At 70.2% G+C, this 25,697-nt stretch carries 23 protein-coding genes; 8 read left to right on the top strand and 15 right to left on the bottom strand.

Annotated elements, in window-relative coordinates; translation table 11 throughout:
- The first annotated feature begins 20 nt into the window (after positions 1-20).
- The 5 genes from ACGF8B_RS37410 to ACGF8B_RS37390 all read left to right on the top strand — a co-directional run bounded on the left by ACGF8B_RS37410 (position 21) and on the right by ACGF8B_RS37390 (position 5,854).
- Positions 21-1,565, top strand: coding sequence for an FMN-binding glutamate synthase family protein (locus ACGF8B_RS37410; RefSeq protein ID WP_392746911.1), 1,545 nt, complete (start codon positions 21-23; stop codon positions 1,563-1,565).
- Positions 1,566-2,229: 664 nt separating this feature from the next.
- A complete protein-coding gene (locus ACGF8B_RS37405; protein ID WP_392746910.1) occupies positions 2,230-3,183 on the top strand; it encodes a GlxA family transcriptional regulator in 954 nt (317 codons plus the stop codon).
- A 102-nt stretch (positions 3,184-3,285) separates the two neighbouring features.
- Positions 3,286-4,284: a type I glyceraldehyde-3-phosphate dehydrogenase gene (gap, locus tag ACGF8B_RS37400; protein ID WP_392746909.1), complete on the top strand. Its 999-nt coding sequence runs from the start codon at positions 3,286-3,288 to the stop codon at positions 4,282-4,284.
- 247 nt (positions 4,285-4,531) lie between these two features.
- Positions 4,532-5,065: a nucleotidyltransferase domain-containing protein gene (locus ACGF8B_RS37395; protein WP_392746907.1), complete on the top strand. Its 534-nt coding sequence runs from the start codon at positions 4,532-4,534 to the stop codon at positions 5,063-5,065.
- A gap of 222 nt (positions 5,066-5,287) precedes the next feature.
- Positions 5,288-5,854: a hypothetical protein gene (locus tag ACGF8B_RS37390; RefSeq protein ID WP_392746906.1), complete on the top strand. Its 567-nt coding sequence runs from the start codon at positions 5,288-5,290 to the stop codon at positions 5,852-5,854.
- A gap of 25 nt (positions 5,855-5,879) precedes the next feature.
- Here the strand turns inward: ACGF8B_RS37390 and ACGF8B_RS37385 are convergent, their stop codons facing one another.
- The 4 genes from ACGF8B_RS37385 to ACGF8B_RS37370 form a co-directional block, all read right to left on the bottom strand.
- The gene (locus ACGF8B_RS37385) at positions 5,880-6,851 is read right to left on the bottom strand and encodes a LuxR C-terminal-related transcriptional regulator (RefSeq protein WP_392746904.1); all 972 of its coding nucleotides are present in this window, start codon (positions 6,849-6,851) and stop codon (positions 5,880-5,882) included.
- A gap of 55 nt (positions 6,852-6,906) precedes the next feature.
- Positions 6,907-7,257 (bottom strand): hypothetical protein, encoded by a 351-nt coding sequence (locus tag ACGF8B_RS37380; RefSeq protein WP_392746902.1) that lies wholly within the window; start codon positions 7,255-7,257, stop codon positions 6,907-6,909.
- A gap of 336 nt (positions 7,258-7,593) precedes the next feature.
- Positions 7,594-8,241, bottom strand: a complete 648-nt coding sequence (locus ACGF8B_RS37375; RefSeq protein WP_392746900.1) for a LuxR C-terminal-related transcriptional regulator — start codon at positions 8,239-8,241, stop codon at positions 7,594-7,596.
- A complete protein-coding gene (locus tag ACGF8B_RS37370) occupies positions 8,226-9,446 on the bottom strand; it encodes a sensor histidine kinase (RefSeq protein ID WP_392746899.1) in 1,221 nt (406 codons plus the stop codon). Before ACGF8B_RS37370 ends, ACGF8B_RS37375 begins: the two co-directional genes overlap by 16 nt.
- A gap of 109 nt (positions 9,447-9,555) precedes the next feature.
- Between ACGF8B_RS37370 and ACGF8B_RS37365 the strand changes: the two genes are divergently transcribed.
- Positions 9,556-10,323, top strand: coding sequence for an ABC transporter ATP-binding protein (locus ACGF8B_RS37365; protein ID WP_392746897.1), 768 nt, complete (start codon positions 9,556-9,558; stop codon positions 10,321-10,323).
- Complete coding sequence (locus tag ACGF8B_RS37360; protein ID WP_392746895.1) at positions 10,320-12,692, top strand: ABC transporter permease; 2,373 nt, start codon at positions 10,320-10,322, stop codon at positions 12,690-12,692. The genes ACGF8B_RS37365 and ACGF8B_RS37360 overlap by 4 nt, the downstream gene beginning before the upstream one ends.
- Before the next feature lie 484 nt (positions 12,693-13,176).
- Here ACGF8B_RS37360 and ACGF8B_RS37355 read toward each other — a convergent pair whose 3' ends face one another.
- Both ACGF8B_RS37355 and ACGF8B_RS37350 read right to left on the bottom strand, forming a co-directional pair.
- Positions 13,177-13,707, bottom strand: coding sequence for a GNAT family N-acetyltransferase (locus ACGF8B_RS37355; protein WP_392746894.1), 531 nt, complete (start codon positions 13,705-13,707; stop codon positions 13,177-13,179).
- A 131-nt stretch (positions 13,708-13,838) separates the two neighbouring features.
- Positions 13,839-14,723, bottom strand: a complete 885-nt coding sequence (locus ACGF8B_RS37350) for a LysR substrate-binding domain-containing protein (protein WP_392746892.1) — start codon at positions 14,721-14,723, stop codon at positions 13,839-13,841.
- Positions 14,724-14,888: 165 nt separating this feature from the next.
- On the opposite strand from ACGF8B_RS37350, the gene ACGF8B_RS37345 reads away from it, so the two are divergent.
- On the top strand, positions 14,889-15,542 hold the full coding sequence (locus ACGF8B_RS37345) for a DUF1772 domain-containing protein (protein WP_392746890.1): 654 nt from the start codon (positions 14,889-14,891) through the stop codon (positions 15,540-15,542).
- Positions 15,543-15,657: 115 nt separating this feature from the next.
- On the opposite strand, the gene ACGF8B_RS37340 is transcribed toward ACGF8B_RS37345, so the two are convergent.
- The 9 genes from ACGF8B_RS37340 to ACGF8B_RS37300 all read right to left on the bottom strand — a co-directional run bounded on the left by ACGF8B_RS37340 (position 15,658) and on the right by ACGF8B_RS37300 (position 25,006).
- Positions 15,658-16,623, bottom strand: a complete 966-nt coding sequence (locus ACGF8B_RS37340) for a terpene synthase family protein (RefSeq protein WP_392746889.1) — start codon at positions 16,621-16,623, stop codon at positions 15,658-15,660.
- Positions 16,620-17,996 (bottom strand): cytochrome P450, encoded by a 1,377-nt coding sequence (locus tag ACGF8B_RS37335; RefSeq protein WP_392746887.1) that lies wholly within the window; start codon positions 17,994-17,996, stop codon positions 16,620-16,622. The genes ACGF8B_RS37340 and ACGF8B_RS37335 overlap by 4 nt, the downstream gene beginning before the upstream one ends.
- Positions 17,993-19,618 carry a prenyltransferase/squalene oxidase repeat-containing protein gene (locus ACGF8B_RS37330; RefSeq protein ID WP_392746885.1) on the bottom strand — a complete coding sequence of 542 codons (1,626 nt, stop codon included), beginning with the start codon at positions 19,616-19,618 and terminating at the stop codon, positions 17,993-17,995. Before ACGF8B_RS37330 ends, ACGF8B_RS37335 begins: the two co-directional genes overlap by 4 nt.
- Positions 19,619-19,665: 47 nt before the next feature.
- Positions 19,666-20,745, bottom strand: coding sequence for a polyprenyl synthetase family protein (locus ACGF8B_RS37325; RefSeq protein ID WP_392746883.1), 1,080 nt, complete (start codon positions 20,743-20,745; stop codon positions 19,666-19,668).
- A 165-nt stretch (positions 20,746-20,910) separates the two neighbouring features.
- On the bottom strand, positions 20,911-22,203 hold the full coding sequence (locus ACGF8B_RS37320; protein ID WP_392746882.1) for a cytochrome P450: 1,293 nt from the start codon (positions 22,201-22,203) through the stop codon (positions 20,911-20,913).
- Positions 22,200-22,820, bottom strand: a complete 621-nt coding sequence (locus ACGF8B_RS37315; protein ID WP_371097248.1) for an ATP/GTP-binding protein — start codon at positions 22,818-22,820, stop codon at positions 22,200-22,202. Before ACGF8B_RS37315 ends, ACGF8B_RS37320 begins: the two co-directional genes overlap by 4 nt.
- Positions 22,792-23,175, bottom strand: coding sequence for a DUF742 domain-containing protein (locus ACGF8B_RS37310; protein WP_124723166.1), 384 nt, complete (start codon positions 23,173-23,175; stop codon positions 22,792-22,794). Before ACGF8B_RS37310 ends, ACGF8B_RS37315 begins: the two co-directional genes overlap by 29 nt.
- Positions 23,172-23,603 carry a roadblock/LC7 domain-containing protein gene (locus ACGF8B_RS37305; RefSeq protein ID WP_392746879.1) on the bottom strand — a complete coding sequence of 144 codons (432 nt, stop codon included), beginning with the start codon at positions 23,601-23,603 and terminating at the stop codon, positions 23,172-23,174. The genes ACGF8B_RS37310 and ACGF8B_RS37305 overlap by 4 nt, the downstream gene beginning before the upstream one ends.
- 2 nt (positions 23,604-23,605) lie before the next feature.
- Positions 23,606-25,006 (bottom strand): ATP-binding protein, encoded by a 1,401-nt coding sequence (locus ACGF8B_RS37300; RefSeq protein ID WP_392746878.1) that lies wholly within the window; start codon positions 25,004-25,006, stop codon positions 23,606-23,608.
- Positions 25,007-25,697 lie beyond the last annotated feature (691 nt).

Genomic DNA, 25,697 nt, shown 5'->3' with positions numbered 1-25,697 from the left:
AACCGAGGAGAGGAACGTTCATGCGCGCTCGGAGCATCGGAGCGGCCGCCGCAACAGCATTGGCGCTGGTGGCTGCCCGCGACCTCGCCCAGAAGAAGCACGCACTGCTCAGAAACTTCCCCGTGATCGGCCACGCCCGGTACCTGCTGGAGACGATCGGGCCGGAACTGCGCCAGTACGTCGTGACGTCCAACGAGGAAGAGCGCCCCTTCAGCCGCGACCAGCGCACCTGGATCTACGCGTCGGCGAAGGAAGAGAACAACTACTTCGGGTTCGGAACCGACGTGGACGTCGAGCACGTGCAGGGGCACGCGTACGTGAAGCAGCGGACGTTCGCCGGCACGCTGCCCGATCTGCACGACCCGCAGGCCCCGCTGCCCTCGGCCAAGGTGCTGGGCGGACCGCGCGGGCGCGCCAAGGCCTTCCGGCCGGCGAGCGTCGTGAACATATCGGCGATGAGCTTCGGATCGCTGTCCGGCGCGGCCATCACCGCGCTCAACAAGGGCGCGGCGCTGGCCGGCGCGATGCAGAACACGGGCGAGGGCGGCCTCTCGCCGTACCACCGCAACGGGGGTGACCTCATCCTCCAGATCGGGACGTCGTACTTCGGCTGCCGCAACGAGGACGGCACCTTCAGCCTCGACAAGCTCAAGGACGTGGTCGCGGGCGCCCCGGTCAAGGCGATAGAGATCAAGCTCTCCCAGGGCGCCAAGCCGGGGCTCGGCGGGATGCTGCCGGGCGCGAAGGTGACCCCCGAGATCGCCGAGATCCGCGGCATCCCGGCCGGCAAGGACTGCGCCTCCCCGTCCCGGCACACCGCCTTCCACGACGTCGACTCGATGCTCGACTTCGTGGAGCTGATCGCTGCCGAGACCGGTCTGCCGGTCGGGATCAAGAGCGCCGTGGGGGAGATGAGCTTCTGGGAAGAGCTGGCCATGCTGATGGCGCGTGGCGACCGCGGGGTCGATTTCGTGACCATCGACGGAGGCGAGGGCGGCACCGGAGCGGCCCCCCTGATCTTCACCGACTCGGTGTCGCTGCCGTTCCGGATGGGCTTCTCCCGCGTCTACAGCACGTTCGCGGAGCGGGGGCTCACCGACGACCTCACCTTCATCGGATCCGGCAAGCTGGGCCTGCCCGAGAACGCCGCCGTCGCCTTCGCCCTGGGTGTCGACATGATCAACGTCGCCCGCGAGGCGATGCTGTCCATCGGCTGCATCCAGGCTCAGAAGTGCCACACCGACAAGTGCCCCACCGGCATCGCCACCCAGAACCCGTGGCTGGTGCGCGGCGTCGACGCGCCCTCGAAGGCCACCCGGGCCGCTGTCTACCTGCGCACCCTGCGCAAGGAGCTGCTGAAGGTCTCGGGAGCTGTCGGCGTCGCCCACCCGGCACTCATCACCACCACCGACATCGAGATCATGAACGGCGACTACGACGCCCGCACCCTGGCGAGCGTCTACGGCTACAAGGACGGCTGGGGCGAACTCGGCCCGGAACTGGCCCAGGAGATCACCGCCCTGCTCACCACCGGACCGGCGCCTCTCCAGAAGCCTGCCAGCTGATGAATGGCACGTGGCGGGTGATGAGTGACGCGTGACGCGTGACGCGTGACGCGTGATGAGTGGCGCGTGATGAGTGACGCGTGCTCAGCCCAGGACGTTTGTGACCTCGGCAGGGTCTGTGCCCGGAAGGGGACGGTGCCCTTCGGCCCAGTGGTTGGACCACCCGCAGAGCCCGCACGCGTACCGTCCGTCGAGTCCGTGGACTTCCGCGTCGCAGCCGCTGCACCGGGTGGTCGTGATCTCCGGAGTTGCTGCGACGACGCGGGAGGACCAGCCGCACTGGTTGGAACAGATCCAGGACCCGTCAGGGCCCTGGCCGGCGGCCGCGCCGCAGTTTCCACACGTCATGGAGGAGCCTCCTTCGAGGGCGGAGCCGCCGCGAGCACGACGGGGCCGTGGCCAGTTTGGCAGGAGTGCGAGGTGTGGGGGTAGGCCGGACCGGGGCGCGAAGAAGTGTTTTCGGCGCGTCATTTACATCCGATTTTCGTATGGATGCATCAACTGGGGTGCGCCCAGGTAGGCAGAGAAGGGCCGGACAGGAGCACTGCCCGCCGCTGACCGACTGCTCGGAGCCTGGTGCTGCGACACCGTGGGCCCCTGCACCCCCACGTTCCCTGTGGCTCCCTGCACCCAGGCTCCCGCACTCCCACGTACCCTGTTTCCCGTGGTCTCCCGCTTGCATCGCGTCGCCGTCCTTGTGCTTGAGGGGGCGAAACCGCTCGACGTCGGCATTCCCGCACAGGTGTTCACGACCCGGGCGAGCATGCCGTACGAAGTGCGGGTGTGCGGTGCGGCGCCCGGTCTCGTGACCGGCGGCGACGGGCTGTCGTACCACGTCGCCCACGGCCTCGACGCGCTCGCGTGGGCCGACATCGTCTTCGTCCCCGGCTACCGGCTCCCGGACCGCGACGACCCCCCGCGCCCGGTGCTCGACGCGCTGATCTCCGCCCACGCCCGGGGCGCGCGGCTCGCCGCGATCTCGACGGGTGCCTTCGCGCTCGCCGCCACGGGTCTGCTCGACGGCAGGCGCGCCACGACACACTGGCACTACACGCGGGCGTTGGCGGCGAAGCACCCGCTCGTTCAAGTCGACGAGAACGTTCTGTTCGTCGACGAGGGCAGTGTGCTGACGTCGGCCGGTGCCGCCTCGGGTATCGACCTGTGCCTGCACATTCTGCGCGGCGACCTCGGAGTGGCAGCGTCGAACCACGCGGCCCGGCGCCTGGTCGCGGCCCCCTACCGCAGCGGCGGTCAGGCACAGTACGTACCGCGCAGCGTGCCCGAGCCACTGGGGGAGCGGTTCGCCGCCACCCGCGAATGGGCGCTGCATCGGCTCGGCGAGTCCCTCACCCTCGAAGCGCTCGCCCGGCACGCGGCGGTCTCGCCGCGCACGTTCTCACGGCGCTTCGTCGAGGACACGGGGTACACGCCGATGCAGTGGGTCATGCGCGCCCGCGTCGACCTGGCCCGCGAACTGCTCGAACGTTCGGAGCGGAGCGTCGAGCAGATCGCCACCGACGTCGGTCTGGGCACCGGTGCCAATCTGCGGCTGCACTTCCAGCACATCCTCGGCACCACGCCGAGCGAGTACCGGCGCACGTTCACGCAGGGCGAGTAGCCCGCACCACGTGGCGTGATCCTTTTGAACCGTGGCGATCACGCCGCTGTCACGGGCGGATACGGCACGCGAGGCTGGTGGCGAACCGAAGGGACACCACTCATGACTCGCATCGCCGTCAACGGATTCGGCCGCATCGGACGCAATGTGCTGCGCGCGCTGCTCGAACGCGACAGTGCTCTCGAAGTCGTCGCCGTCAACGACCTCACGGAGCCCGCCACCCTCGCCCGGCTGCTCGCCTACGACACGACGGCCGGCCGGCTCGGCCGCCCGGTGACCGTCGACGGTAACGCCCTCGTCGTGGACGGCCGTCGCATCACGGTGCTCGCCGAGCGCGAGCCGGCACAGCTGCCGTGGGCCGAGCTCGGCGTGGACATCGTGCTCGAAGCGACCGGCCGCTTCACGTCGGCCGAGGCCGCCCGTGGACACCTGGACGCGGGCGCGAAGAAGGTGCTCGTCAGCGCGCCGTCGGACGGTGCCGATGTCACGCTGGCTTTCGGGGTCAACACGGACGCGTACGACCCGGTCGCGCACACCGTCGTCTCGAACGCCTCGTGCACGACCAATGCGCTGGCGCCGCTGGCCTCGGTGCTCGACGACCTCGCCGGCATCGAGCACGGCTTCATGACGACGGTGCACGCCTACACGCAGGAGCAGAACCTGCAGGACGGCCCGCACCGCGATGCCCGCCGCGCCCGCGCCGCCGCCGTCAACATCGTGCCGACCACGACGGGCGCCGCCAAGGCCATCGGCCTCGTGCTGCCGAACCTCGCCGGCAAGCTGTCCGGCGACTCGATCCGCGTGCCGGTCCCGGTGGGCTCGATCGTCGAACTCAACACCACCGTCAGCCGCGACGTGACGCGCGACGACGTGCTGGCGGCGTACCGAGCGGCGGCCGAGGGGCCGCTGGCCGGCGTGCTCGAATACTCGGACGACGCTCTCGTGTCGTCCGACATCACGGGCAATCCGGCTTCGTCGATCTTCGACTCGGCCCTCACCCGCGTCGACGGCCGCCACATCAAGGTGGTCGCCTGGTACGACAACGAGTGGGGCTTCTCGAACCGCGTGATCGACACCCTCGAACTCCTCGCCACCCGCTGACCGGACACCGGGGCGGCCTCCACCTCCGGAGGCCGCCCCTCCTTGGGCCGCGTCGATCGACGGCTCGACCACGTCGGGGAGAACAGGCTCGACCACGTCCGAGAGAACAGGGGACGGCGGTGCCCACGCCGCCGCCGGGCAGGTCGCGTTCGGACGCCGTGCCGCATCGGGCGGCGTCGCCCGCTCTGTGGGGGACAAATCATGTGCCCGGCACAACCGTTGCCGGATAGCCTGGCCGATCGTGGACATGGGACGTGCTGATCAACAGCTCCGCCTGATCGCCGAGGCCGTGGAGGTTGCCGGGGCTCTTGGCGTCCCAATGTGGCTTCGCGGTGGATGGGCCATGGACTTCTTCCTCGGCGAGATCACGCGGGACCACGAGGACATCGACTGGTTCGCTCGGGCGGACGATGCCGGGGACCTGGCAGGAGAGTTGCCGAGGCACGGCTATGAGCCGGTCCCGGGGTCGCCGCCCGATCTGCAGCTCGATTTCGTCAAGAACGGTCTGGAGAGCAGCTTTACGCTCCTGGACCGGGACGCGGCCGGCCGTGTGGTGGTTGCCGGAGGCCCCTGGGCCGGTGCGCCCTGGCCCGAAGGGATGCTCGACGCCGGGCCGGGCCGTATCGGTGGTCTGCGATGCGCGATCATCGGTCCGCTGGCCCAGATCGAGATCAAGCGAATGACGCCCGTCTGGGATCCTTCCCGGCCTCGGCGGACCAAGGACGGCGAGGACATCGCCCGTCTGGAGGCGGCCCTCCGCGCACGGGGCGAAACGGCCTGAGCCAGGGCCCGGACATCGGCCGTCCGCTGCTGCCGGAGGCGGATGCGGAGGGCGAGCTGTAGTTGCCACGGACGAGCCGGGGGCGGCTTTCGGCAACACACGGACCGGCACCGAACGTACGCACTTGTGCGTATGAAGAGTCCCTACTTCCCCTCCCACCGCCGTGCCATCCTGCCACCGGGGCCCGAAGACCACGGGCCGAAGGAAAACGGGGAGAGATCGATGCTGCGCAAAATCGCCACCCTCGCCTCCGTGTGCGCACTGCTCACCGGCTTGAACGTCGCCGGCACCGCGTCGGCCGCCGCACCCGACGGGGAGTCCCGGGCCGCGACCTTCGCGGCTCAGGCCCACAAGGAAGGCCTCACCGACGCGGAAGCCGCTGCCCTTCAGCACCGGGTGGACGACTACCTGACCACCATGGGCGGGGAACAGATCGCGGCGAACAAGATCGATCTCGGCGGCGGGAGCTCCGTCGTGGTCACCCTGCCCGGGGAGAAGCGCGCGCGGGAACTCACCGGGACGAGGAAGATCCTCGACAGCTGCAACAGCAAGACCTTCTGCGCCTTCGCGAACTCGCAGTGGTGGGGCGACCAGATCCAGATGGTCAGCTGCTCGGACTACATGATCCCGTGGACCACCGTCGGCTCCTGGATCAACAATCAGACCACCGGGACCGTCGCTCAGTTCAAGGACAACACCGCGACGGTCCGATGGGTCGACGGCGGAGCCTTCGCCCAGGACGACACGGCCGACTGGAGCTGGGTGCTCTACGTGAACAACTGCCGGTGAGCGGCCCGGTGACCGCCCTCGGTGTTCAGAAGGCGGTCCGGAGCCCACTCGACTCCCGATGAAAGGGGCAGGGAGTCGACAGGAGCCCGCTCAGCCGGGCGCGGTGCACGGTGGAGAGCCGGTCGCGGGTACCGAGCTTGCGGTAGATGCGCTCGATGTGCTTGTTGACCGTGCGAGCGGTGATGCCGAGCCGCCGTCCGATCGCGGCGGCGGTGAGGGCGTCCGCGAGGAGCAGCAGCACCGTCGTCTCACGGGGAGTCAGCCCGTACGGCGCGGCGTCCGCCGGAACGGGCGCGCGGCAGTCGTGACAGCCCGACGACACGGCGGCCGCACCGGCGCGCCACTGGCCGAGCAGGACGCGCTGCCGGTCCACCGCCATCAGGAGCGGCTGCACCTCGGCGCCATAGGCGAGGGCCGCCGGGCCGAAGCCCGCGTCCGGCCGGAACAGAATGTAGCCGCGTACGGGGGAGTGGACGCCAGGCAGTGGGATTCCGAAGGCGAAGCGCCCCCCAGGGGTGAAGCGGCGCACATCACGCAGGTGCTGGAGACGGCCCAGCGCATCCGCCTGCCGGGGGGCGGAATCTCCCGTCGAGGCGTAGTGCTCGGCGAACGGGCGGCCGATCCTGATGAGCCGGCGGGCCTGCGGATGGTCGAAGACGGATCGTGCCGCCGGTGCCGTGACGATGGACATCTCGCCTTCGTCCGGCTGCCAGTCGCTCTCCTTGCTCACGGCGGCTTCCGCGTCGCAGGCCCGCAGCAGCTCCGCCAGGACGAGGGTGTGCAACGCGTCGGGATCGCGTTCGTGCATGATCTGGACAGCCAGGTCCCGCATCCCGCGCAAGTGCGCCGCCGTGCCGGTCATCGTCTCGCTCCCTGTCTCGACCGCTTCACCGCCGGATCCCGCGTCATTGCCGCAGGTGCGCACCCGCTCGCCGTCCTGCACAGCGGGGGCGCCGTTTCCATTGTCGGCGGGCGCGGGACGGGCCGGCACGGACACGGAGGCATTTGACGGGCCGGCACGGGGTGCGGACCGGAGTCCGGAGGGCGGCGAGTCAGGAATCGATGCGGAACGAGTACAGGCCGAGAGCGGTGAAGTACGCGGTGCGGCCGCTGATGTGGATCTCCGAGGAGGTCCGGGCTTCGTCCTCGCCCCACGGCAAGGCGGACGGATCCCGCAGCGCCGCCTCCCAGCGCGGCCTTCCCGTACGGGAGTCGGGAGCCAGGAGCATGCTCGGATGAGACCTCCCCGCGCAGACGGTGTTCCCGACGACGGCGACTCTCTCGGTGCCCGCACCGATCTCGCACCGCCGGCGCACCTCCAGCGGTCCGTACGCGCGGACGGCCTCGCCCAGCGAGGGGCCGGGGGCGAACTCGGTGGCCGGCCACGGCGGATTCTCGTCCACCCCCGTCGGACAGCACCGCCGCGATCCCCCGGCCGGAGACCCGTGCCGGGGACCGCGCCTCGTGGGCGAACCTGCGCCGGAACTGCTGGTCCTCGGCGTACTCGGGGCGGATCACCTTCACGGCCGCGAGACCGTGCGCGCTCCCCGCTCCGCCGACGCCGAGATACACCAGGCCCATTCCGCCGCCGCCGAGCCCGCGCAGCACCGTGCACGGGCCGATGTGTTGTGGATCCATACGCCCGGTCATCATTGGCCCGCCCCCTCGTGCCCCGCGGATGACTCCATGTCACCCCGCTTCGTGCCAGGGGCCTTTGTGTGGTCCGGTGGTGTGGGAGGTCAGGTCCGCAGGTAGGTGAGTACGGCGAGGACCCGGCGGTGTCCGTCGGTGGTGGTGGGGAGGTCGAGCTTGGCGAAGATGTTGCCGATGTGTTTGTTCACGGCGGCGGGACTGATGAACAGCTGAGTGGCGATGGTGCTGTTGGTGTGCCCTTGAGCGATCAGGCCGAGGACTTCGCGTTCACGGGGACTGAGTGCTTCGAGAGGGTCTTTCCGTATCCGGACGAGTTGCTGGATGACCTCGGGGTCCACGACGGTGCCGCCGTTGGCGATCTGCTCGATCGCGGTCGTGAAGTCCGTCACCGCGGCAATGCGCTCTTTGAGGAGGTAGCCGACCGCGGTCCCGCCACCCGAGTCGAGAAGGCCCAGGGCGTAGGAGCGTTCCACGTACTGGCTGAGGACGAGTACGGGCAGCCCCGGGAATTCTCCGCGGAGTTGCACGGCGGCCCTGAGCCCGTCGTCGCTGTGTGTCGGCGGCATCCGGACGTCGGTGATGATCAGGTCGGGCTGTTCGGCGCGCGTGGCCGAGATCAGGGAGTCGGAGTCACCCACCGCGGCGATGATGTCGTGTCCGACACGTTGGAGCAGCCCGATCAGGCCCTCGCGCAGCAGTACGGCGTCTTCTGCCACGATCAGGCGTAGTGACATGGAACCTCCACATGCAGCAGGGTGGGACCTCCGGCCGGGCTCGATACCCGTATCCGGCCGTCGAGTGCCCGGACCCGGTCGGCCAGCCCGGTGATGCCGGTGCCGGCCTCCGTGTCCACGCCGCCGTGGCCGTCGTCGGTGATGTCGAAGATCAACAGGTCGGCATGGTATCTGCCGCGGACTTCCGCTGTCGCGGCACCGCTGTGTCTGGCGATGTTCGTCATCGCTTCGTTGAGGAGGTAGTACATGGTCGTTTCGATCTTTCTGGGTAGCTTTTCGGGCAGCCGGAGGTCGACGGCGACGGGGATCGGGAACCGGGCGGCGTAGTCCTCGATCGCGGCGACCAGCCCGTGGTCGGCCAGTACCGGCGGGTTGAGCCCTCGGATCAGCGCCCGCAGTTCCTGGTGGGCGGCGGAGAGCTGGGTCTCCGCCTGGGTGAGCAGCTCGGACTGGGGGGAGTCCGCCGGGGTGTCCAGACGGAGCATCGCGAGGGTCATTCCCAGGGACACGAGCCGTTGTTGTGCTCCGTCGTGCAGGTCGCGTTCGATGCGTGTGCGTTCCGCGTCGAAGGAGTCGAGCAGGCGGACCTGGGAGGCACGTACTTCGCGCAGCTCCTCGCCGAGTTCCCGGTCGCGTGGCGCCAGGAAGGTGCGGGCCATCGCGGCGCGTGCTCCGGCCCATGAGGTGACTGTGTACGGCGATGCGAGCAGCACGATCGCGCTGAACACCGCCCAGGGCCAGGTCTCGCTGTCCAGCGAGCTGAGGAAGACGGCGGGCACGGCGAAGGTGAAGCCCAGCACGATCAGGTCCAGCCACCACAGTGCGGCCGTCGAGAGCAGGGTGAACAACAGCTCTCGCCAGGTCACCGGTTCTTTCAGCCGGCAGGCCACCCATGCCTTCGTGCCGCGGGCGTCCGGGCGGCGGTGCGGGTCCGGGAGCCGGTCGAGGTCGACCAGCCGCAGGCGGTGGCGTTCGACCGTGGCCACTGTGCTGGAGGCCAGCACGAGACCCACCAGGGGTGCGATCCCGATCAGCACCACCAGCAGCAGGACTCCCGCTGCCAGGCAGGCGGCGAGGATCGTCACCGCTGCCGTGCCGAACAGGACACCGCTGACCAGGTAGGCCAGGGACCTCCAGGGCCAGCTCGATGTCAGAAAGCTCATGGGGCGCTGAGCCATGGCCTGCCAGGCCGTTGTGGGACGCATGCGGCCACCGTAGCCCGGGAGTTCGGGTCGCCGGGGTAGTGCCGGCACTACCCCGGAAGTAGCGGGCGGATCAGTGCCCCGCCCCCGCCCCGTGCGGTGGGATCAGGGCATGACGACAACGACACAAACCCTTGTGCAGGACGCGGTCGAACTCCACGGCGTGCGTAAGATCCACGGCAGCGGTGACCACGCGGTGACCGCGCTGGACAGCATTTCCATCGGCTTCCCCCGCGGCACGTTCACCGCGATCATGGGCCCCTCCGGCTCGGGAAAGTCCACCCTGCTGCAGTGCGCGGCCGGGCTGGACCATCCGACCGACGGCCGGATCGTTCTCGCGGGAGTCGACATCGGCCGGCAGAGCGAGAAGCAGCGCACCGAACTGCGCCGCAAGCACATCGGGTTCGTCTTCCAGGCGTTCAACCTCGTCGAGTCGCTGACCGCGGCCCAGAACGTGGAACTGCCCTCCCGGTTCGCCGGCCGCAGGGCCGGGCCCGGGCAGGTCGCGGAAGCGCTCGCCTCGGTCGGTCTGGCCGAGCGCGCGAACCACCGGCCCAGTCAGCTCTCCGGCGGCCAGCAGCAGCGCGTGGCCCTGGCCCGGGCCCTGGTCACCCGCCCCGACGTCCTGTTCGCGGACGAGCCCACCGGCGCCCTGGACACCGTCACCTCCCGAGAGGTGCTGCGCATGATGCGGATGCTGGTCGACCGGGAGGGCCAGACCACCTTGATGGTCACCCACGACCCCGTGGCGGCCTCCGCGGCCGATGTCGTCGTCTTCATCAAGGACGGCCGGATCGCCGGCCGGATCCCGCTGGACAAGGACCACCAGAACAACAACGCCGCCGTGATCGCCGCTCACATGGCCCGGCTGGAGGCATGATGCTGATCATCGCGAACGTACGCGAACGCTGGTCCGGATTCCTCGGCGCCTTCCTCGCAGTCCTGGTCGGCGTGGCCCTCATCACCACCACCCTGGTCATCTACGACTCCTCCCGCCCCACCACCCAGCCCCGCTACGCCGGTGCCGCCGCCCTGGTCCTGCCGGGGCAGGCTCTCGACAGGGACGGCAGCCCCGAGGACCGGATTCCGTGGGGCCCGGCCGAGGCCGCACCGATCCGCGCCGCACTGGAGGCGGTCCCCGAGGTCGCCGCCGTCGTGGTGGACCGATCCTTCTACGCCCAGGCCATCCGCGGCGGCAGACCCGTCACCGACGAGGGCGCCGCGGAAGCCGGCCACGGCTGGGACAGCGCCCGGACGGCGCCCTACCGACTGGTCTCCGGCCGGGCCCCGAGCGGGGACCGGGAGGTGGTCGTCGACCGCGCCCTGGGCGTGGCAGCGGGCAGCGCACTGACCGTCAACATCACCCGGGGCCGCACCGGGTTCACCGTCGTCGGCACCGTCGACGGCCCCGGCTACTACTTCAGCGAGGCATTCGCCGCCCGCCAGCAGCCCGGCGTCGGCGTCTTCGCACTGATCGCGGACGAGGGAGCGTCCGGCGCCGCGATCGTCTCCGGCGCACAGCGGGCCCTCGACGGGAAGGGCACCGTCCTCTCCGGTGACGCCCGCTCCGCACTCCAGCCCCAGTACATCGACCACAAGCGCAACCTCGGCGTCCAGCTCATCGGCGCCATGGCCGTCCTCGGCCTGTTCACCACGGTCTTCGTCGTCGCCTCCATGCTGGTCCTGTCGACCGGCATGCGCCGCCGGGAGATCGGCCTGCTGCGCACCGTCGGAGCCGCCCCCGGCCAGATCCGCCGCATGATCCTCGGCGAGGCCGCCGTGGTCGGTCTGCTCGGCTCGGCCATGGGCTGCCTGGCCGGAATCGCCGCCGCCCCGCTGCTGCGCGACATCCTCAAGGGGCTGGACGTCACCCCGCCGGGCATGGAGGTCACCGTGGCGGCCTGGCCGCTGCTCACCGCTTCCGCGGTCGGTGTCGGTGTCAGCGTCACCGGTGCCTGGGCCGCGGGCCGCAAGGCCGCGAAGGTCGCGCCGATCGAAGCCCTGCTCGACAGCCGCCCCGCCAACAACGGTATGGGACGGGGTCGTTGGACCGCCGCGCTGTCCGTCCTCGGCCTGGGGGCCGTCCTTGCCATTGCGACCGCGACCACCGGTGCCGACAGCCGTATCACCATGGCGCTCTTCGCGACCATGACGCTCATCGTCGCGGCCGCCCTGCTGGCCCCCGCCCTCGTCGGCCCGGCCGGCCGTCTTCTGACCGCCCCCTTCCGCAAGCGCGGTTCGGCCGCCGCCGTCCTGATCCGCGGCGAACTCACCGCCAACTCCCGCCGCGCCGCTTCCCTGGCGGCCCCCGTGATCGCCGCCGTCGGCTTCGCGGTCCTGCTCAGCGGGGTGGTGGAGACGATGCGGGTGGCCTATCCGGCGGGCGAGGCCCTGAAGGTCGCCGGGCAGACGATCGTCACCCCCGACGGCACTCCCGGCAACACCGACGAGGTCGTCGCCGCGAACCCGGTCGGCAAGGCGGCCCTGCCGACGCGCGCCTTCGTCGGTGAGCAGCGGACCGTCCTGGACGTGCTGGGCACCCGCGATGCCCGGTGGAGCCGGCCGGGCGAGGCCGTTCTGGGCCGGCGCACCGCTTCCGAACTGGGCCTGAGGCAGGGCCAGAGCGTCCCGGTCCGGTTCGCCGACGGCGCGAGCGTCCGTCTGAAGGTCGGCAGCGTCCTGCCCGACGACCCGGCCCGCGGTGACTTCGTGGTCGCCCGCGACCTGGTCCGGGCCCACGACCCGGCCGCGCTCACCGACGACATCTTCGTCCCGGCGGGCAGCAGCGCCTCCGTCACGGTCCCGGGCACCGCCCGGCACGACGCCCTGCAGTACGCCCTCGACGACTACAACACCGATGCCAGGCTGACCGACAGCCTGGCCGCCATGCTCATCGTCATCGCTGTCGGCTACAGCGTGATCGCCGTCGCCAACAGCATGGCCATGGCAGCCCACGGCCGCCGCCGTGACTACGCGGTGATGAAGTCCGCCGGCGGCACCGTCCGCCAGCTCCTCGCGGTGGCCGCCGGTGAGACCGCCCTGCTGGTGGTCGTGGGCGCCGGCCTCGGTGTCCTGGTGACGCTGCCCCCGCTGGCGGGAATGGCCTCCGGACTCTCCCAGGCCACCTCGTCCGCCGTCAGCCTGCACCTGAACGGCGCGGCCATCACCACGGCGATCACCGGCACCCTGGCCGCAGCGGTCCTGGCGGGGGTGATGGTCACCGGGAAGACACTGAGGAAGTCCGCCTAGCCACCACGCCGGTGCGAGCGCCCGCCTGATCACGAAGAACGAGCAGCCCAGGACAGGGAGGAGGTGAAGGGAACGAACGACCGCGGCGGGCAAGGGAAATGAGAGGGCGGCTGAGGGGAACACCCCCGCAGCCGCCTTCCCACGTCGTCCGCGTACGCCTGCTTGCGCACACGTCCGCGTACGCCTGCCCGCCCACATCGGCTGCGCACACGTCCGCGTACGCCTGCCCGCCCACATCGTCCGCGCACATCTGCTTGCGCGCACTGTCTCCGCACACCGTCCGCGTATGTCTGCTTGCGTGTGCCGTCTGCGCACACCGTCCGCGTACGGCCCGCCTGCGCATGGCGTCCGTATACGCCTTATATGCCTGTCTCCGTGGGCCCGGCCGCCAGGCACGGCCGGCCCGCGTCCCGCTGAGCGGCAGCCCTGCCGGTCGCCGCCGCACTACGAGCGGCTGTGAACGGCACGGCCGCGCCCCTGCCGCCTACAGACTGATCCAGTAGCGGCGCTTGATGCCGGCCTTGGTCGGGCGGACGTCCTCCAGGACGCCGCCGTTGCGCTCGATGCTGCGGGCGGAGCCGGCATTGTCGTCGTCGCAGGTGACGAGAACCCGCCCCAGCCCCATCGCACGCGCCTCGGGCAGAACCGCGCCCAGGGCCCAGGTCGCCAGGCCGCGCCTGCGGGCGGAGGGCCGGATGCTGTAGCCGATGTGTCCGCCGGCGTCGAGCAGAAAGGCGTTCAGGCGGTGCCGCAGATCGATGGCTCCCAGATAGGTGTCGTCCTCGACGATCCACCAGTGGGTGGCGTGGACGTGCCCCTCTCCCAGCGCGACCGAGCTGTCCGACTGCTGCCGCAGCTTCTCGACCCATGCCGAGAAGAGCTCGGGGTCGTCGAGCCCGGCTTCGGGGGCGAGGCGCAGGCCGGCCCCGTCCTGGTGAGCGCCCGGCGTCCACTCGTCACGCGCTGCGAGCCAGGAGGAATGAAGTCGCCCCGTAGGTATGGTCAGTTCGGGCATGCGGGCGACCATAGCACTCGCCCGCCCCCTGCGATCAGGCACTTCGCGCCGGTCCGGGCCCACGGCCGCTCACGCGTCACACCCCGTTCCTGTGCCACGCGCCAGGGCCGTGGCAGACGACGCCGGGAGTGTCACAGGGACAACGGGCCGAGATCGTCGGCGGCCTTGGCGAAGTCACGGATCGAGGCGGTCTCGCCGCTGGTGCGCCAGCACAGTGCCCAGCGGCTGAGCGGGGCGTCGTGGATGGGGATGTAGGCGATGTCGGGCCGGGCGTAGTAGCGCAGTGCGTGTGCGTGCGCGGGGGAGACCGCTTCCCCGCTGCTGACGATGGCGAGCAGCTGCGTGCCGTTGACCGCGGACGGCCCTCTGGGAATCGGCCGTCCGCCGGGTGTGTGCGTGGGTATGAGCGACTCGCGCCAGTAGTCGGGCGTGGCACCTGTCAGGACGGCTTCGTCGGCGAGGTCTTCGTAGGTCACGGAGCGACGCGAGGCCAGCCGGTGGGTGGAGGACACGCACAGCACGATCGGCTCGGTACAGACCACCGGACCCACGGTGAGATCCGGTTCCCGGATGGGGAGCCAGGCGAGCAGGACGTCGATCGTGCCGCGGCGCAGGGCGGAGAAGGGGTCGTTGTAGCCCACGGCGCGGATCTGCACGGTGCAGCCGGGGTGGCGGGACGTGAACGCGGTGAACAGCGGACGCAGGTCCTGACTGTTGCTGGACGTCATGCCCAGGCGCAGTACCGCGCCTTTCTCCCTCGCGGACAGGGCGGCCCGTTCCAGACTGTGCTGCAGGCCGCGGTGGACGGGGAGCAGATCGTCGTAGAGCTGCCGGCCGAGGGGGGTGAGGCGGACATGGTGGCTGGTGCGGTCGAAGAGCACTCCGCCGATACGGCGTTCCTGTTTCTTGATCGCCTGGCTGACCCGGGCCGGGGAGACGTGCAGCCGTTCGGCGGTCCGGCCGAAGTGCAGCTCCTGAGCGAGCGTCAGGAATATCTCGATGTCCCTGATCTCCATGTTGCCCCCGGTTTCGTCGCCGCTCCTCGTCCGCGTTAACCGCCAGGTTAACGGGCCCTGCGGAAAGCGCTGTTGCCGGTGTTTTCCGCGCGGTCGATGGTTGGGCCGGGAAGGGCGCCGCCGTAGGCGCGTCCTCGATGCGGTGCCGAACCAGGAGGACGTTCCATGAAACACCTGCAGACCGGTGTGCTGATCGCCACGACTCTCTCCGCCGGGCTCATGGCGGGGCTGTTCGCCGCCTTCGCCTATGCGGTGATGCCCGGTCTGGCCAAGTCGTCCGACCACACGCTCGTCGAGGCGATGCAGAGCATCAACAAGGCCATCCTCAACCCGGTCTTCATGCTCCCGTTCATGGGCGCGATTCCCCTCCTCGGTCTCGCCGTCGTGCTGGCCTGGCGCGGCCACGGCCGCTCCGCGCTGCCCTGGCTGATCGCCGCACTGGTCCTGTACCTGGTGGCCTTCATGGTCACCAGCGGCGTCAACGTGCCCCTCAACGACCAGCTCGCCCGCGCCGGTGACCCCGCGCATGCCGGGCAACTGGCCTCAGTCCGTGCTGACTTCGAGAACAAATGGGTCCTGTGGAACATCGTTCGCGCGCTGCTGCACACCGCGGCGTTCGCCTGCCTGGTCTGGGCGATGTTCGTGCACGGTGCGCATCAGCTGAACGAGAGCAGGCACACCGGCGCGGCCGCGCGGATTCCCGCTCCGGCGTTCGGCCCCGGTCACCCCCCGGTCGCGCAGCACCCGCAGGGAACCCAGTCCCACTACGCCTCGTTCGCTTCCCCCGCACCCGGCCCCGGCCCCGGCCCCCGGGCATAGAGCCGGGGCCGCAGTCGCCTTCCGCCCCGGCCGCCGGGCCGCCGCCTCGTCCCGACCGGCCGGCCAGGACGAGGCAGCGGCCACGGCGTCCCGGTGGCCTCCCGGGACGCGGTGGTTATCGCTTGTAGCGGGAGTGCCCTATGTGCCATACGTAAGAGGCTGTGACGGTTTCCATGGTGTGGGCGTGATCCGCGAGCGGGTTCTTGCCTCCGGCGGTGAGTTCGGTGATCCGACGGCGTGCGGCGACGGCCTGGTCCTCACACATGCGGGAGGCCACGCGGAACGCCTCTTCGAGGCTGTACCCGCGATGGCGGACCAGCAGTGTCGGCAGGCTCAGAGGATCCGGGCCGTCGTGGTCCGTCTCCTTCGCGTACGAGGCCAGGTCGTTGATCCACCCGGCGAGGTCGGCCACGGCCTGTTCCAGTTCCCGTACGGCCGGTGAGGCCCGCTGGTCCTCGGTGAGTTCGTACCCGTGCATGATCTCCGCGGCCGCCATGACGGTCCGGACGAAGACCGTGTGCGGGCGCATCGCACAGTAGTCGTCCAGGGTGATCCGGCCGGGTTCGCCGAGGTGGTGGGCCTCCCACAGGATGCCGAAGAGGCTGTCCCGCAGGTGTGCGGTGAGCCGAAGGTACTGCGTGGGCGTGGCCCGTTCCCGGAACCGGGTCAGGAGGTCCTGCAGGGCGGCGGTGCAGGGATCGTCACCGGTCGGCGGCCCCTCGTGGCCGGCCAGCAGCTGGACACAACGGGCGGTGCGGCGGACCAGGCGGGCGGTGTCGCGGCCGCCTTCGATCTCGCCGTGCGTGTCGTCGAACGCGGTGAGCCACACGAAGAGGCCGGCGAAGAGGATCACACCGTCCCGGTCCGCGGTGGGCAGGACACGGGCCACCCCTTGGGCCGTGATGTTGCAGAGGGCCTTCGCCTCGCCGGGGGAACCGGTCAGGGGGAAGGTCCGCAGCCAGCGGGCGGTCTGTTCCTCGACGGCGTCGGCGTACGGGCTGATGGCGAACGGACCGGGGAAGGTGTCCCGGAGGTCGGGCATCGGCAGGGTGCGCGGGTCCGGGCCGCGGGTGTGGCTCATGCGGCTTTCCCCGTGACGGCCCGCCTGGTCTCGGCGACCATACGGGGGTCCGACGGGTGCACGGTGAGCAGCCCGACCGGTTCCACGGCGGCGCCGGGAACGGGCCGCAGCCGCCAGCGGGACGCGATGAACGCCGTGATGACGACCGCCTCCGTCCAGGCGAACGCGTCGCCGATACACATGCGTTTTCCCGACCCGAAGGGGATGAAGGCTCCCCGCGGTGGCTGGGGGCGCTCCGGCAGCCAGCGGTCGGGGTCGAAGCGCAGCGGGTCGGGGTACAGGTCCGGGTCCCGGTGCAGCGCGTAGGGGCTCCACAACACCTGTTCCCCGGCCGGCAGGCTGACCTGCCCGAGGCGCACGGGCCTGGTGGCCTGCCGGGTCACCAGCCAGCCGGCGTGGTGCAGGCGCAGGGTCTCACTGACCAATCTGCGGGTGAAGGCGAGCCGGGGGACGTGCTCGGCGGTGATCGGGCCCTGTGCGACCACGGAGTCGACCTCTTCGTGCAGTCGGCGCTCCAGTTCGGGGTGGCGGCCCAGTTCGTGGAACAGCCAGGCCAGCATGACCCCGGTCGTCTCGGACCCGGCGGCCAGCAGCCCGATGATCTCCGACAGGATCTCGTTGTCGGGCAGGGGCGCGCCGCTCTCGTCCCGGGCCTCCAGGAGCAGTGTCACGAGGTCGTTGTGGACGCCGGGATTCGCCCGGCGCTCGGCGATGATGTCGGCGACCTCGCTGCGCAGCAGGCTGCGGGCGGCCTTGAGCCGCCGGTTGCTGCGGGTGGGTAGCCGCTCCAGTGAGGACACGGGCAACATGGTGCGCCAGATGGCCGCGGTGAAGACCGTGTCGACGGCTTCGAGGATCGCGTGTGCCCGTTCCTGTTCCGCGCGGAAGGAGCACAGCACCGCCATGGCCACGTCCTGGGCCATGAGCCCCATCTCGGTCTTCAGGTCGAGGACTTCCCCCTCGTTCCAGCGCGCGATGGACGGTGCCACCGTTTCCCGCATCGTGTCGACGTACCCGCTGATCTGTTCGCGGTGGAAGGCGGGCTGGAGCAGGCGGCGCCGGCGCAGGTGGGGCTCGCCCTCCGCGACCGGCAGGGCCGAGCGGCCGAAGAGCTTGAGCTTCTCGCCCAGCAGCCCCTTGGAGAAGGAGTTGGACTTGCTGGTGAGCATCTCGTGGATCAGCTCGTAGGAGTTGACCACGGTCACCTTCTTGGGACCGACCGACATACGGACGACCGGCCCGTAGGTCCGCAGGCGTTCGACGAACTCCAGGCGGTTCCTGAGCAGGGGGACGGCGTGTCCGAGGAGCGGCAGCCGCCCCGGAGCGGCCGGCGGAACGTCAATGTCGGCAGTCGTCTCTGTGTCGGCACTCACGCGTGGGTCCTTTCCGTGTCGGCTTCTGTGCATGCGGCTGTGCGGCGTGCCCGCAGCAGCTCCTGTGCGGAGAGCACCTCCGCGTCGATCACCGCGGCGGGCGCGTACAGGGTCTTGTCGTGCCACAGGGCGGGGTGCCGGGGGTCGGGGTAGCGGCCGCCGGAGTGCCGGCGGCCGGGGTGCGAAGCGTTGTGCAGATACGTTTCAGCGAGATCCAGGGCCCGGGCGTGCCGAGGCGTGGGGGCGCCGGCGCCCAGCAGGACTTTGACGGCGTACGCGGTCTCTTCGACGGTGCTGCCCCACACCCCCCAGGAGCCGTCGGCGCGCTGAGTTCCGGTGGTCCACTTCGCGGCCCTGTGGACGGCCCGGGAGGCGTGCTCGCCGCCGTACTGCGCGAGCGCGGTGACGCTCCGCGCGGTGGCGTAGTAGGGGGAGGCGTGCCACTTGTCGGTCCAGTGCCCTTCGGGGTGCTGCTGGTCGGCCAGCCAGTCGCTCAGCTTCGCCGCCCGGGGACCGTGGGTGTGCTGCGCCTCCGGGCTGCGGCGCAGGTGGCTCACGAGGGCCTGGAGGGCGTGGGCGTTCGCGGTGACCGAACCGGTGTCCTCGCCGATGTAGCAGTCGTAGTGGCTGCCGTTGTGGAACAGGTCCAGCGGTGCCGGGCCGTGGGGCAGTCCGACGAGCGAGGCGACCAGCACCGCCATGGCGGTGTCGTCGGCATCGGTCATGAGGCCGGGCGCACCGCGCACGCCCCGGGGATCGTAGATGTCCTCGGCCCACTCACGGACAGTGGCGAGAGCGGCAGCGGGCAGGTGGGCGCGTGCCAGCGCGGCGGCGACCCAGAGCCGTTCGACCACGCGCAGGGGCGCGGCCTCGGGGAAGAGACCGTCGTAGCGCCCCGCCACCGCGGAGAGGTCGGCGACGGCCCGAGCGGTGGCGGCGGGTGACCGTGCCGCCCGCGCCGCGGTGGCGGCCGGCGAACTGCCCAGCAGGCCTTCGGCGTCGGGGACGAGAGAGGGCGGTACGAAGCCGGCTATGCCTTCGAACGTGTGGTGGTACTTGACGGGCAGGCTGCCCGCCGACTCGTACCGCCCGGCCACGCGGGCCGGTGCCGACCCGTGAAAGCCGCCCGGCACCGGGAGCCGGGGGCCGCCGGAACCCGGCATGTCCCCGCCGCCGGAGGCCGGAGAGTCCAGCTTCTCGTTGATCCCGGCGACCAGGCCGGGCACGAGTATCTCCGCCGCGGCCGTGTCCGGCCACGGGCCCGCCGGGGGCAGCGACCGCAACGCGCCCAGGCCCCTGTCCACCGCGGCCGTGAGCCGGCCGGTGACCTCCGCGGACGCGGCGCCCCTCTGCAGGACCGCCAGTGCGGCCTCCACCGCGCTGAGTGTCGGCAGGAGCCGGTAGGGTGGTGGTCCGTCCCCCCAACTGCCGTCGGGCGCCTGCTGATCCAGCAGGTACGTGATCCGCCGTGGCTCCCCGGGCAGCCACGGCGCCGCCGACAGGACGCGGGCCGTCTCGTACAGGGAAGGGCCGACGCTTCCCCACTGGTCCTGGTCGGCCCCGGCCACCAGGTCGGCGGCCCGTTCGGCGTAGGGTGTGCCGACTGGGGTGCTGATGCTCATGGGACGGCTTCCTCCTCGGGGGTCTGAAGACGGTGCACGGCGGGGCCTCATGTCTGCCTGGCCGTTGCGTCCAGGGCGAGTCGGCGCAGAGAGTCGGTGGCACTCGCCGGGAAGGGGGCGTCGTCCAGGGCGGCGAGGGCGGCCGTCCGCCGCGCGGTGATCATCTCCTCCACGCTCTGCCGGGCGCCGGTGGATTCCAGGACCGTACGGACCGCAGCGGCGTGTTCCTCGTCGAGGTCGCTCCGGCCGACGAGCTCGCGCAGGGTCCTCAGTTCGGCCGCGGAGGCCCGCTGGACCGCGAGCGCCATCAGGACGGTGGCCTTTCCCTCGCGCAGGTCGTCCAGTACGGGTTTGCCCGTCCTGGCGGGATCACCGAAGACCCCGAGCAGGTCGTCCCGCAGCTGAAACGCTTCTCCAAGCGGTATGCCGAAGGCGGTACAGGCATCGAGTACGGGCGGGGCCGCTCCGGCCACCGCCGCCCCTATGTGCAGAGGCCGCTCTATGGTGTATTTGGCCGTCTTGTACCGGATGACGTGCAGGGCCGTATCCACATCGCCGGAAAGCCGGCCGGTGCCCTGCAGGTCCAGGAGCTGGCCGTACATGACCTCGCTCCGCATCTCGGCCACCAGAGGCAGCACCTGTGCCAGCCGTTCCGGGCCGAGGCCCGCCGCACAGAGGAGCTCGTCGGACCACACCAGGGCCAGGTCTCCGAGCAGGACGGCCGCGCCCAGACCGTGTGCCCGGGCCCTGCTGTCCGGGCCGCCGCCGTCGGTGTACGCGGTGGCCAGGGCGCGGTGGGCCGACGGCCGGCCGCGGCGGACATCGCTGTCATCCATCACATCGTCGTGCACCAGGGCGAACACCTGGAACAGTTCGAGGCTGGCGGCGGCACGGACCGCACCGGCCATGTCACCGGTCGCTCCGGCGGCCTGCCAGCCGTACAGGCACAGCAGGGACCGCAGCCGTTTACCGCCGGTCAGAAGTCCGCGCAGAGTGGTGGTCAGGTGGAGCAGCTCGATTCCTGGCGCCGTACGTTCCTTGGCGTCCAGGAATCCGATCAGAGCCGCGCCCACCTTCTGTCGTAGGGAAGCGAGATCGGGCAGTGCTGTGGGAAGGGCTTGTGTCACCTGCGGTTGACCTCTTTCGTTCGGGAACCGTCGTCGCGGTTCCGTTCTTGCAGAGGACGGGGCCGACGGACCCGCGCCTCCTCCCTGGGGGCTGGCGCGGTGGTGCCGCCCGGTTCCCGGACGGCACCACCGCGATGCGACGAACGACGGCAGGTGATACGGCTTCTACACCGGGGTACCGCCTGCTGCCGGGGAGAACGGTGTGTCCCGCTCGGGGCGGGACGGGCTGCGGCTCCAGGGGGTCGCCCCGTCGGCGTCGGGAGCCAACGGGGTGAACCGGGCCGGAAGCGCGGTGAGCGTGCGGTGGACAGCCCCGGGACGGTAGGTCAGCCGTCCTGCGGGAACGGCCAGTTCGATGTCCGGCAGGTAGGTCAGCAGCCTCTCGATGGCGGCGGTGGCGACCAGCGTGGCGACGTCACGGGCCGGACACGCGTGCGGCCCCGCGGCGAAGGCCAGGTGCGCCTTGTTCCCGGAGCGGTAGCCGTCCGTCGGAACGCCCGAATGGGGACAGGTGTTGGCAGCGGCGTACGACACCATGACGGGCGAGCCCGCGGGGAGGCGGACACCGTGGAAGGTCACGTCCTTCTTCGGGAAGTGGACGCTGAAGTTGGCCAGCGGGGCGTCGTGCCACAGCGCGTCGTCGATGGCGTGCTGGATGGGCAGACTTCCGGTGGTCAACGTACCGAAATAGCGGTCGTCGCTGAGCATGCGCACAAGCGCATTGGCGATGAGGTTGCCCAGCGGCTCGTTCCCGGCCCCGAGCGTGATGAGGATCTGGTTGACAGCCTCCTCCTGGTTCAGACCATTGGGATGATCGATGAACCAGGAGGTCAGATCGTGGCCGCGCTGCGCCGCCTTGGTCCTGTAGAGCGTGTCGAGATAGACACCGAACGACTGCCCGCCCGCCGCCTGCGTCTCAGGATCGCTGTCCATCATCGCCCCCAGCGCCCACACGAGCCGCCGGCCCTCCTCGTCCGGCATACCGAACAGAGCGTTGAAGACCATCAGGGGCAGCTGCTGCGCGTACTGGCCGACGAGGTCGACCGTCCCGGTGTCGGCGAACTCCTGGAGCAGCGTGTCGGCGAAGCGGAACGTCAGGGCGCGCACATCGTGCGGATCCAGCAGACCGAAGCTGTCCGTGATCACCCGTCGCAGATGCGCGTGCGTCTCACCGTCGGCGAAGAACAGACTCGGCCGCCACTCCACCAGAGGCCGGATCGGGCTGTCCTCCGGCACCTGCGGCAGCCAGCCCCGGGTGTCCTTGGTCCACGTATCGGCGTCCTGGAGGAGATCGAGTGCGGCCCGGTAGTCGGTGACGATGCTGACCACGACACCGGGAGCCACCTCGGCCACGCCGACCGGCCCCTGCCTGCGCAGCAGGTCATAACTGCGCTGCGGGTTCGCGGCGTGTTCGGCACCGTGCAGGGACACGGGCGCTTCGGCTGGTATGAGTGTCACGAGGCTTTGACTCCGGCAACGGATATGGAATGGGCGGTCAGTTGGGCAAGCGCGTTCAGGCCGCTGTTCTTCTCCCGTGCGTCACAGGTGACCAGTGGAGTCTCCGGGGCGAGGTCGAGCTTCGAACGGATGAGCGCCAAGTCGTACTTGGGTGAGTCGGGGAAGACATTGACAGCGACGGCGTACGGCAAACCGCGCTCCTCGATGAGTTCCATCACCTCCCAGGAATCCTTGAGCCGCCGGGTGTCGACCAGGATGAGGGCGCCGAGCGCCCCGAACGCGATGCCTTCCCACAGCGGAAGGAAGCGGCGCTGCCCCGGAGTCCCGTACAGATAAAGGACGATCTTGTCGCCCGGCAGCGTCAGCCGGCCGAAGTCGATGGCGACCGTCGTGGTGGTCTTGTCGCGCAGCACATCGTGACTGAGGTCATCGGTGGCGACCGCCGCGTTGGTCATGACCTCGTCGGTGTGCAGCGTCGGAATCTGCGACAGCGACTTGACCACGGTCGTCTTGCCGATACCGAGCGGACCGGCAACGAGGATCTTGATCCTCCGGTGCTCACCCTCGGGCAGGTAGACGGGAGACGGGCTAGGCGGCAAGGAGAGCGTGGAGTCCACTCAGAACCTCTTCCAGGACTTCTTTCGACGGTCGGCCATCATTCGACGCACGGAGGGCATCCGGAAGCGGAACGGTGGCTTTTAACTGACCATCACTGACAAGTTGTTCGGCGAGCACCAGAGTCACGCTGACCGGGAGACCGAGATAGCCGGCCAGTTCGACGACACTGAGGGAACCGTCGGTCAGCAGCTCGATCACACGCTGGTGCACCGCCGTGTGATACCTGGCCAGGGGCAGACCACTGGCACGCAGCGCGGCCAGCGAATCGAGAGTGCCCGAGAGACCGGTACCGGGGCTGGTCCCCGTCGCGAGATACGCCGGCAGCAGCCGACGCTGTTCCTGGCCGCGACTCATGACACCCCGTCATTGACACGGGCGGGAACGGACATTATCTGCTCCCCGAGCTTCATCGCCTGACGGGCCATCGTCGCCGCGACCACCCCCATCGGCATGTCCTGATCACCCGCTGCCGCGATCAGGGTGTTGGTCCCCTCACCGACCGGCATGACCATGTACGTACCCCGGTCGTTGTGCGAGGTGACGGTCGTCAGCGGAGTGCTGGGAGGAGCCCCCAGAACCGCGTTGGTGGCGGCGCGGGAGGCCGAGTGCAGCGCGGCGGTCATCGCACCGATACCGTCCGCCTCGTCCTTGGTGAGGTTCTCCGAAGTGGCCTGGACCATCCCGTCCAGAGTCATGGTCAGAGCGTGCCGGACACCACGGATCTCCGTGATGGGCTTCAGGACCCAGGCGGACGGGCCGGTCTCTTCATAGGCTTCAGACATGATCACAGTGTGTGCTCCGAATCGGTGACGGACCGGCCGTCGGTGAGGCCACTTTGGAAATCGCTCCAGATGGCACCGGTGCTCTCCGGGTCCAACGGGCGGGGCGCTGCGGCGGCTTCTTCCTGGGCGGCTGTCGCCGAGAAACGGCGGCGACGCTGCGGCAGTTCCGCCGCGGCGGACGGCGCGGGGGAGTGCGCCTGCGCACCGGCAGCAGCCGGCCGCTTGTGGGCCTGCGGCGCCACAGCAGGCTGAGGAGCCATGACCGACGGAGGCGTGACGTTCTCGTCGATCGAAGTCAGCAGGTTCTCGGGAACGGACACCACAGCGCGCACCCCGCCATAGGGAGAGGAAGTGTCGATGGACACATGAAGGCCGTAGTCGGCGACGAGACGGCCGATCGCGGCGAAACCCATGGACGGCGGATCACCGAGCTCAAGGAGCATCACTTCCTGCTGCTCACCCGAGATCAGACTCCGCCCGCGCGCGAGCGCTTCGGACGTCATGCCCTTGCCGGCGTCGTCGATCGTGATGCACACACTGCCGTTGCCCGTCTGGACCAGGCCGACGTCCACCATGAGGTCGTCGCGGGAGTGCTCCAGCGCGTTGGCCATCAACTCGGCGCACACCACGGCCACGGGCTCGGCCGCACGCCCGACCACACCGATGTTGGAAAGACCCAGCCGGGAAACGATGTTGATGCGGTCGAAACCACGCAGCCGGGAGGAGGCGCCACTGACGACCTCGCTCACGTAGGTGTCCTTGCGGACGTGCCCCGGCCAGCCTCCGCACACGATGGCGGATCGCTGCGTGAGGCGCAGGTTCTGCTCGTTGATGTGGTCGGATTCGAGCAGGCTCTGCGTCAGACGGGGCGGCGCGCTGAACTCGTGCTGCAGACCCACAATGTTCGTCTGCAACCGGTAGGAAAGAGCCTGGGACTCCTGGGTCGCGCCACGCAGGGCAGCACGAGCGGCGGCGTCGATGCGGCGCCTCTCCTTGAGGACGATGCGGGAAACCGCTTCGGGCACGGCATCGAGAAGCCGGGCGGCCTCCGATCCCGCGAGATGCTTGTGCAGCAGCCCGGGGACGGGATGATGAGAGCTGATCAGGTGCAGTGCGAGAGCGGGAAGCCGATCGGAGACGAGATGACGCACCTCGCCGAGAAGCTCCGCCTCGCGGTTACCGAGTTCCTTCGCACGGGACTCTGCGGCCTGCCTGTTCTGCACCTCGGTCCGGGCGCGTCCCTCAGCGGCCTGCGCACGGGAATCGGCGGCCTGCGTCTCCGCGCGCCACGCTCTGCCCTGTCGCACGTGTATACGGCGCGAGCGTGCCAGAAGCAGCGCCCAGACTGCCAGGAGAAGAGACAAGACGCCAAGGGCAACGGCGATTTTTGAGGACAAGGTCACGGAGGGTGGTCCTAGGGGTCGATCGAGCCTTCGAAGAACAGCGCATCGGTTCACTGCCCCGCAGGGGAGTGCGCGCGGCCTCCGGAGAACTGGTGGACAGAAGAACGAGGTGGCAAGTGAACGGCGTGTGGACCGCCCGTGCGGCGAACGAGCGCCACCGCGGACGAACGACCGCCGGGCCGGGGCGAGTCCCGCTGAGCCGCCCGGCCCACCCGGAGCCCCATCGCCGCGATCCCCACGGGCGACGACGGCTGCTCGGTCGGTCCTTCCACAACTGCCGCCCCCGGAAACGGTCGCAGGGCGGAGCCTGCTGAACGCGGACGAACAGGTTCATCAGAGCTCCGTTGAGGACTGCGAACGTCGGCTACCGGGTGCTTCCCGCCGTCGCACGCAGTCGACTCGCGGCCTTGCCACTACCTAAAACGGAGTCAGCTTACTGGAGTTGATCTGTACACGCGCCCCTGGTGGGCCCGCACAGTTACGAACCGGACGATCTTCGCCCGTCGCTCTTTCCTCGATCCCCCGCGGCGCGGACAGCGGCCCCCTCCGACCGACCGCCCGCCGCCCTGTCGGCAGCGGGTTCCGGTCGGCGGCCGGTGTCGCCCGGCCGGCAGATTGATGGCGTTTCCTGCCGTTTGAGGTGGAGCGCGGGGCTCTGACAGCGGACCCCGACGAGCAACTGCCTTTCCGG

It is taken from the genome of Streptomyces sp. NPDC047917 (assembly GCF_043204345.1).
Taxonomy (GTDB): Bacteria; Actinomycetota; Actinomycetes; order Streptomycetales; family Streptomycetaceae; genus Streptomyces; species Streptomyces sanglieri.
Note: the sequence above shows the minus strand (reverse complement) of the source record. Positions and strands in the feature narration are given on the sequence as shown.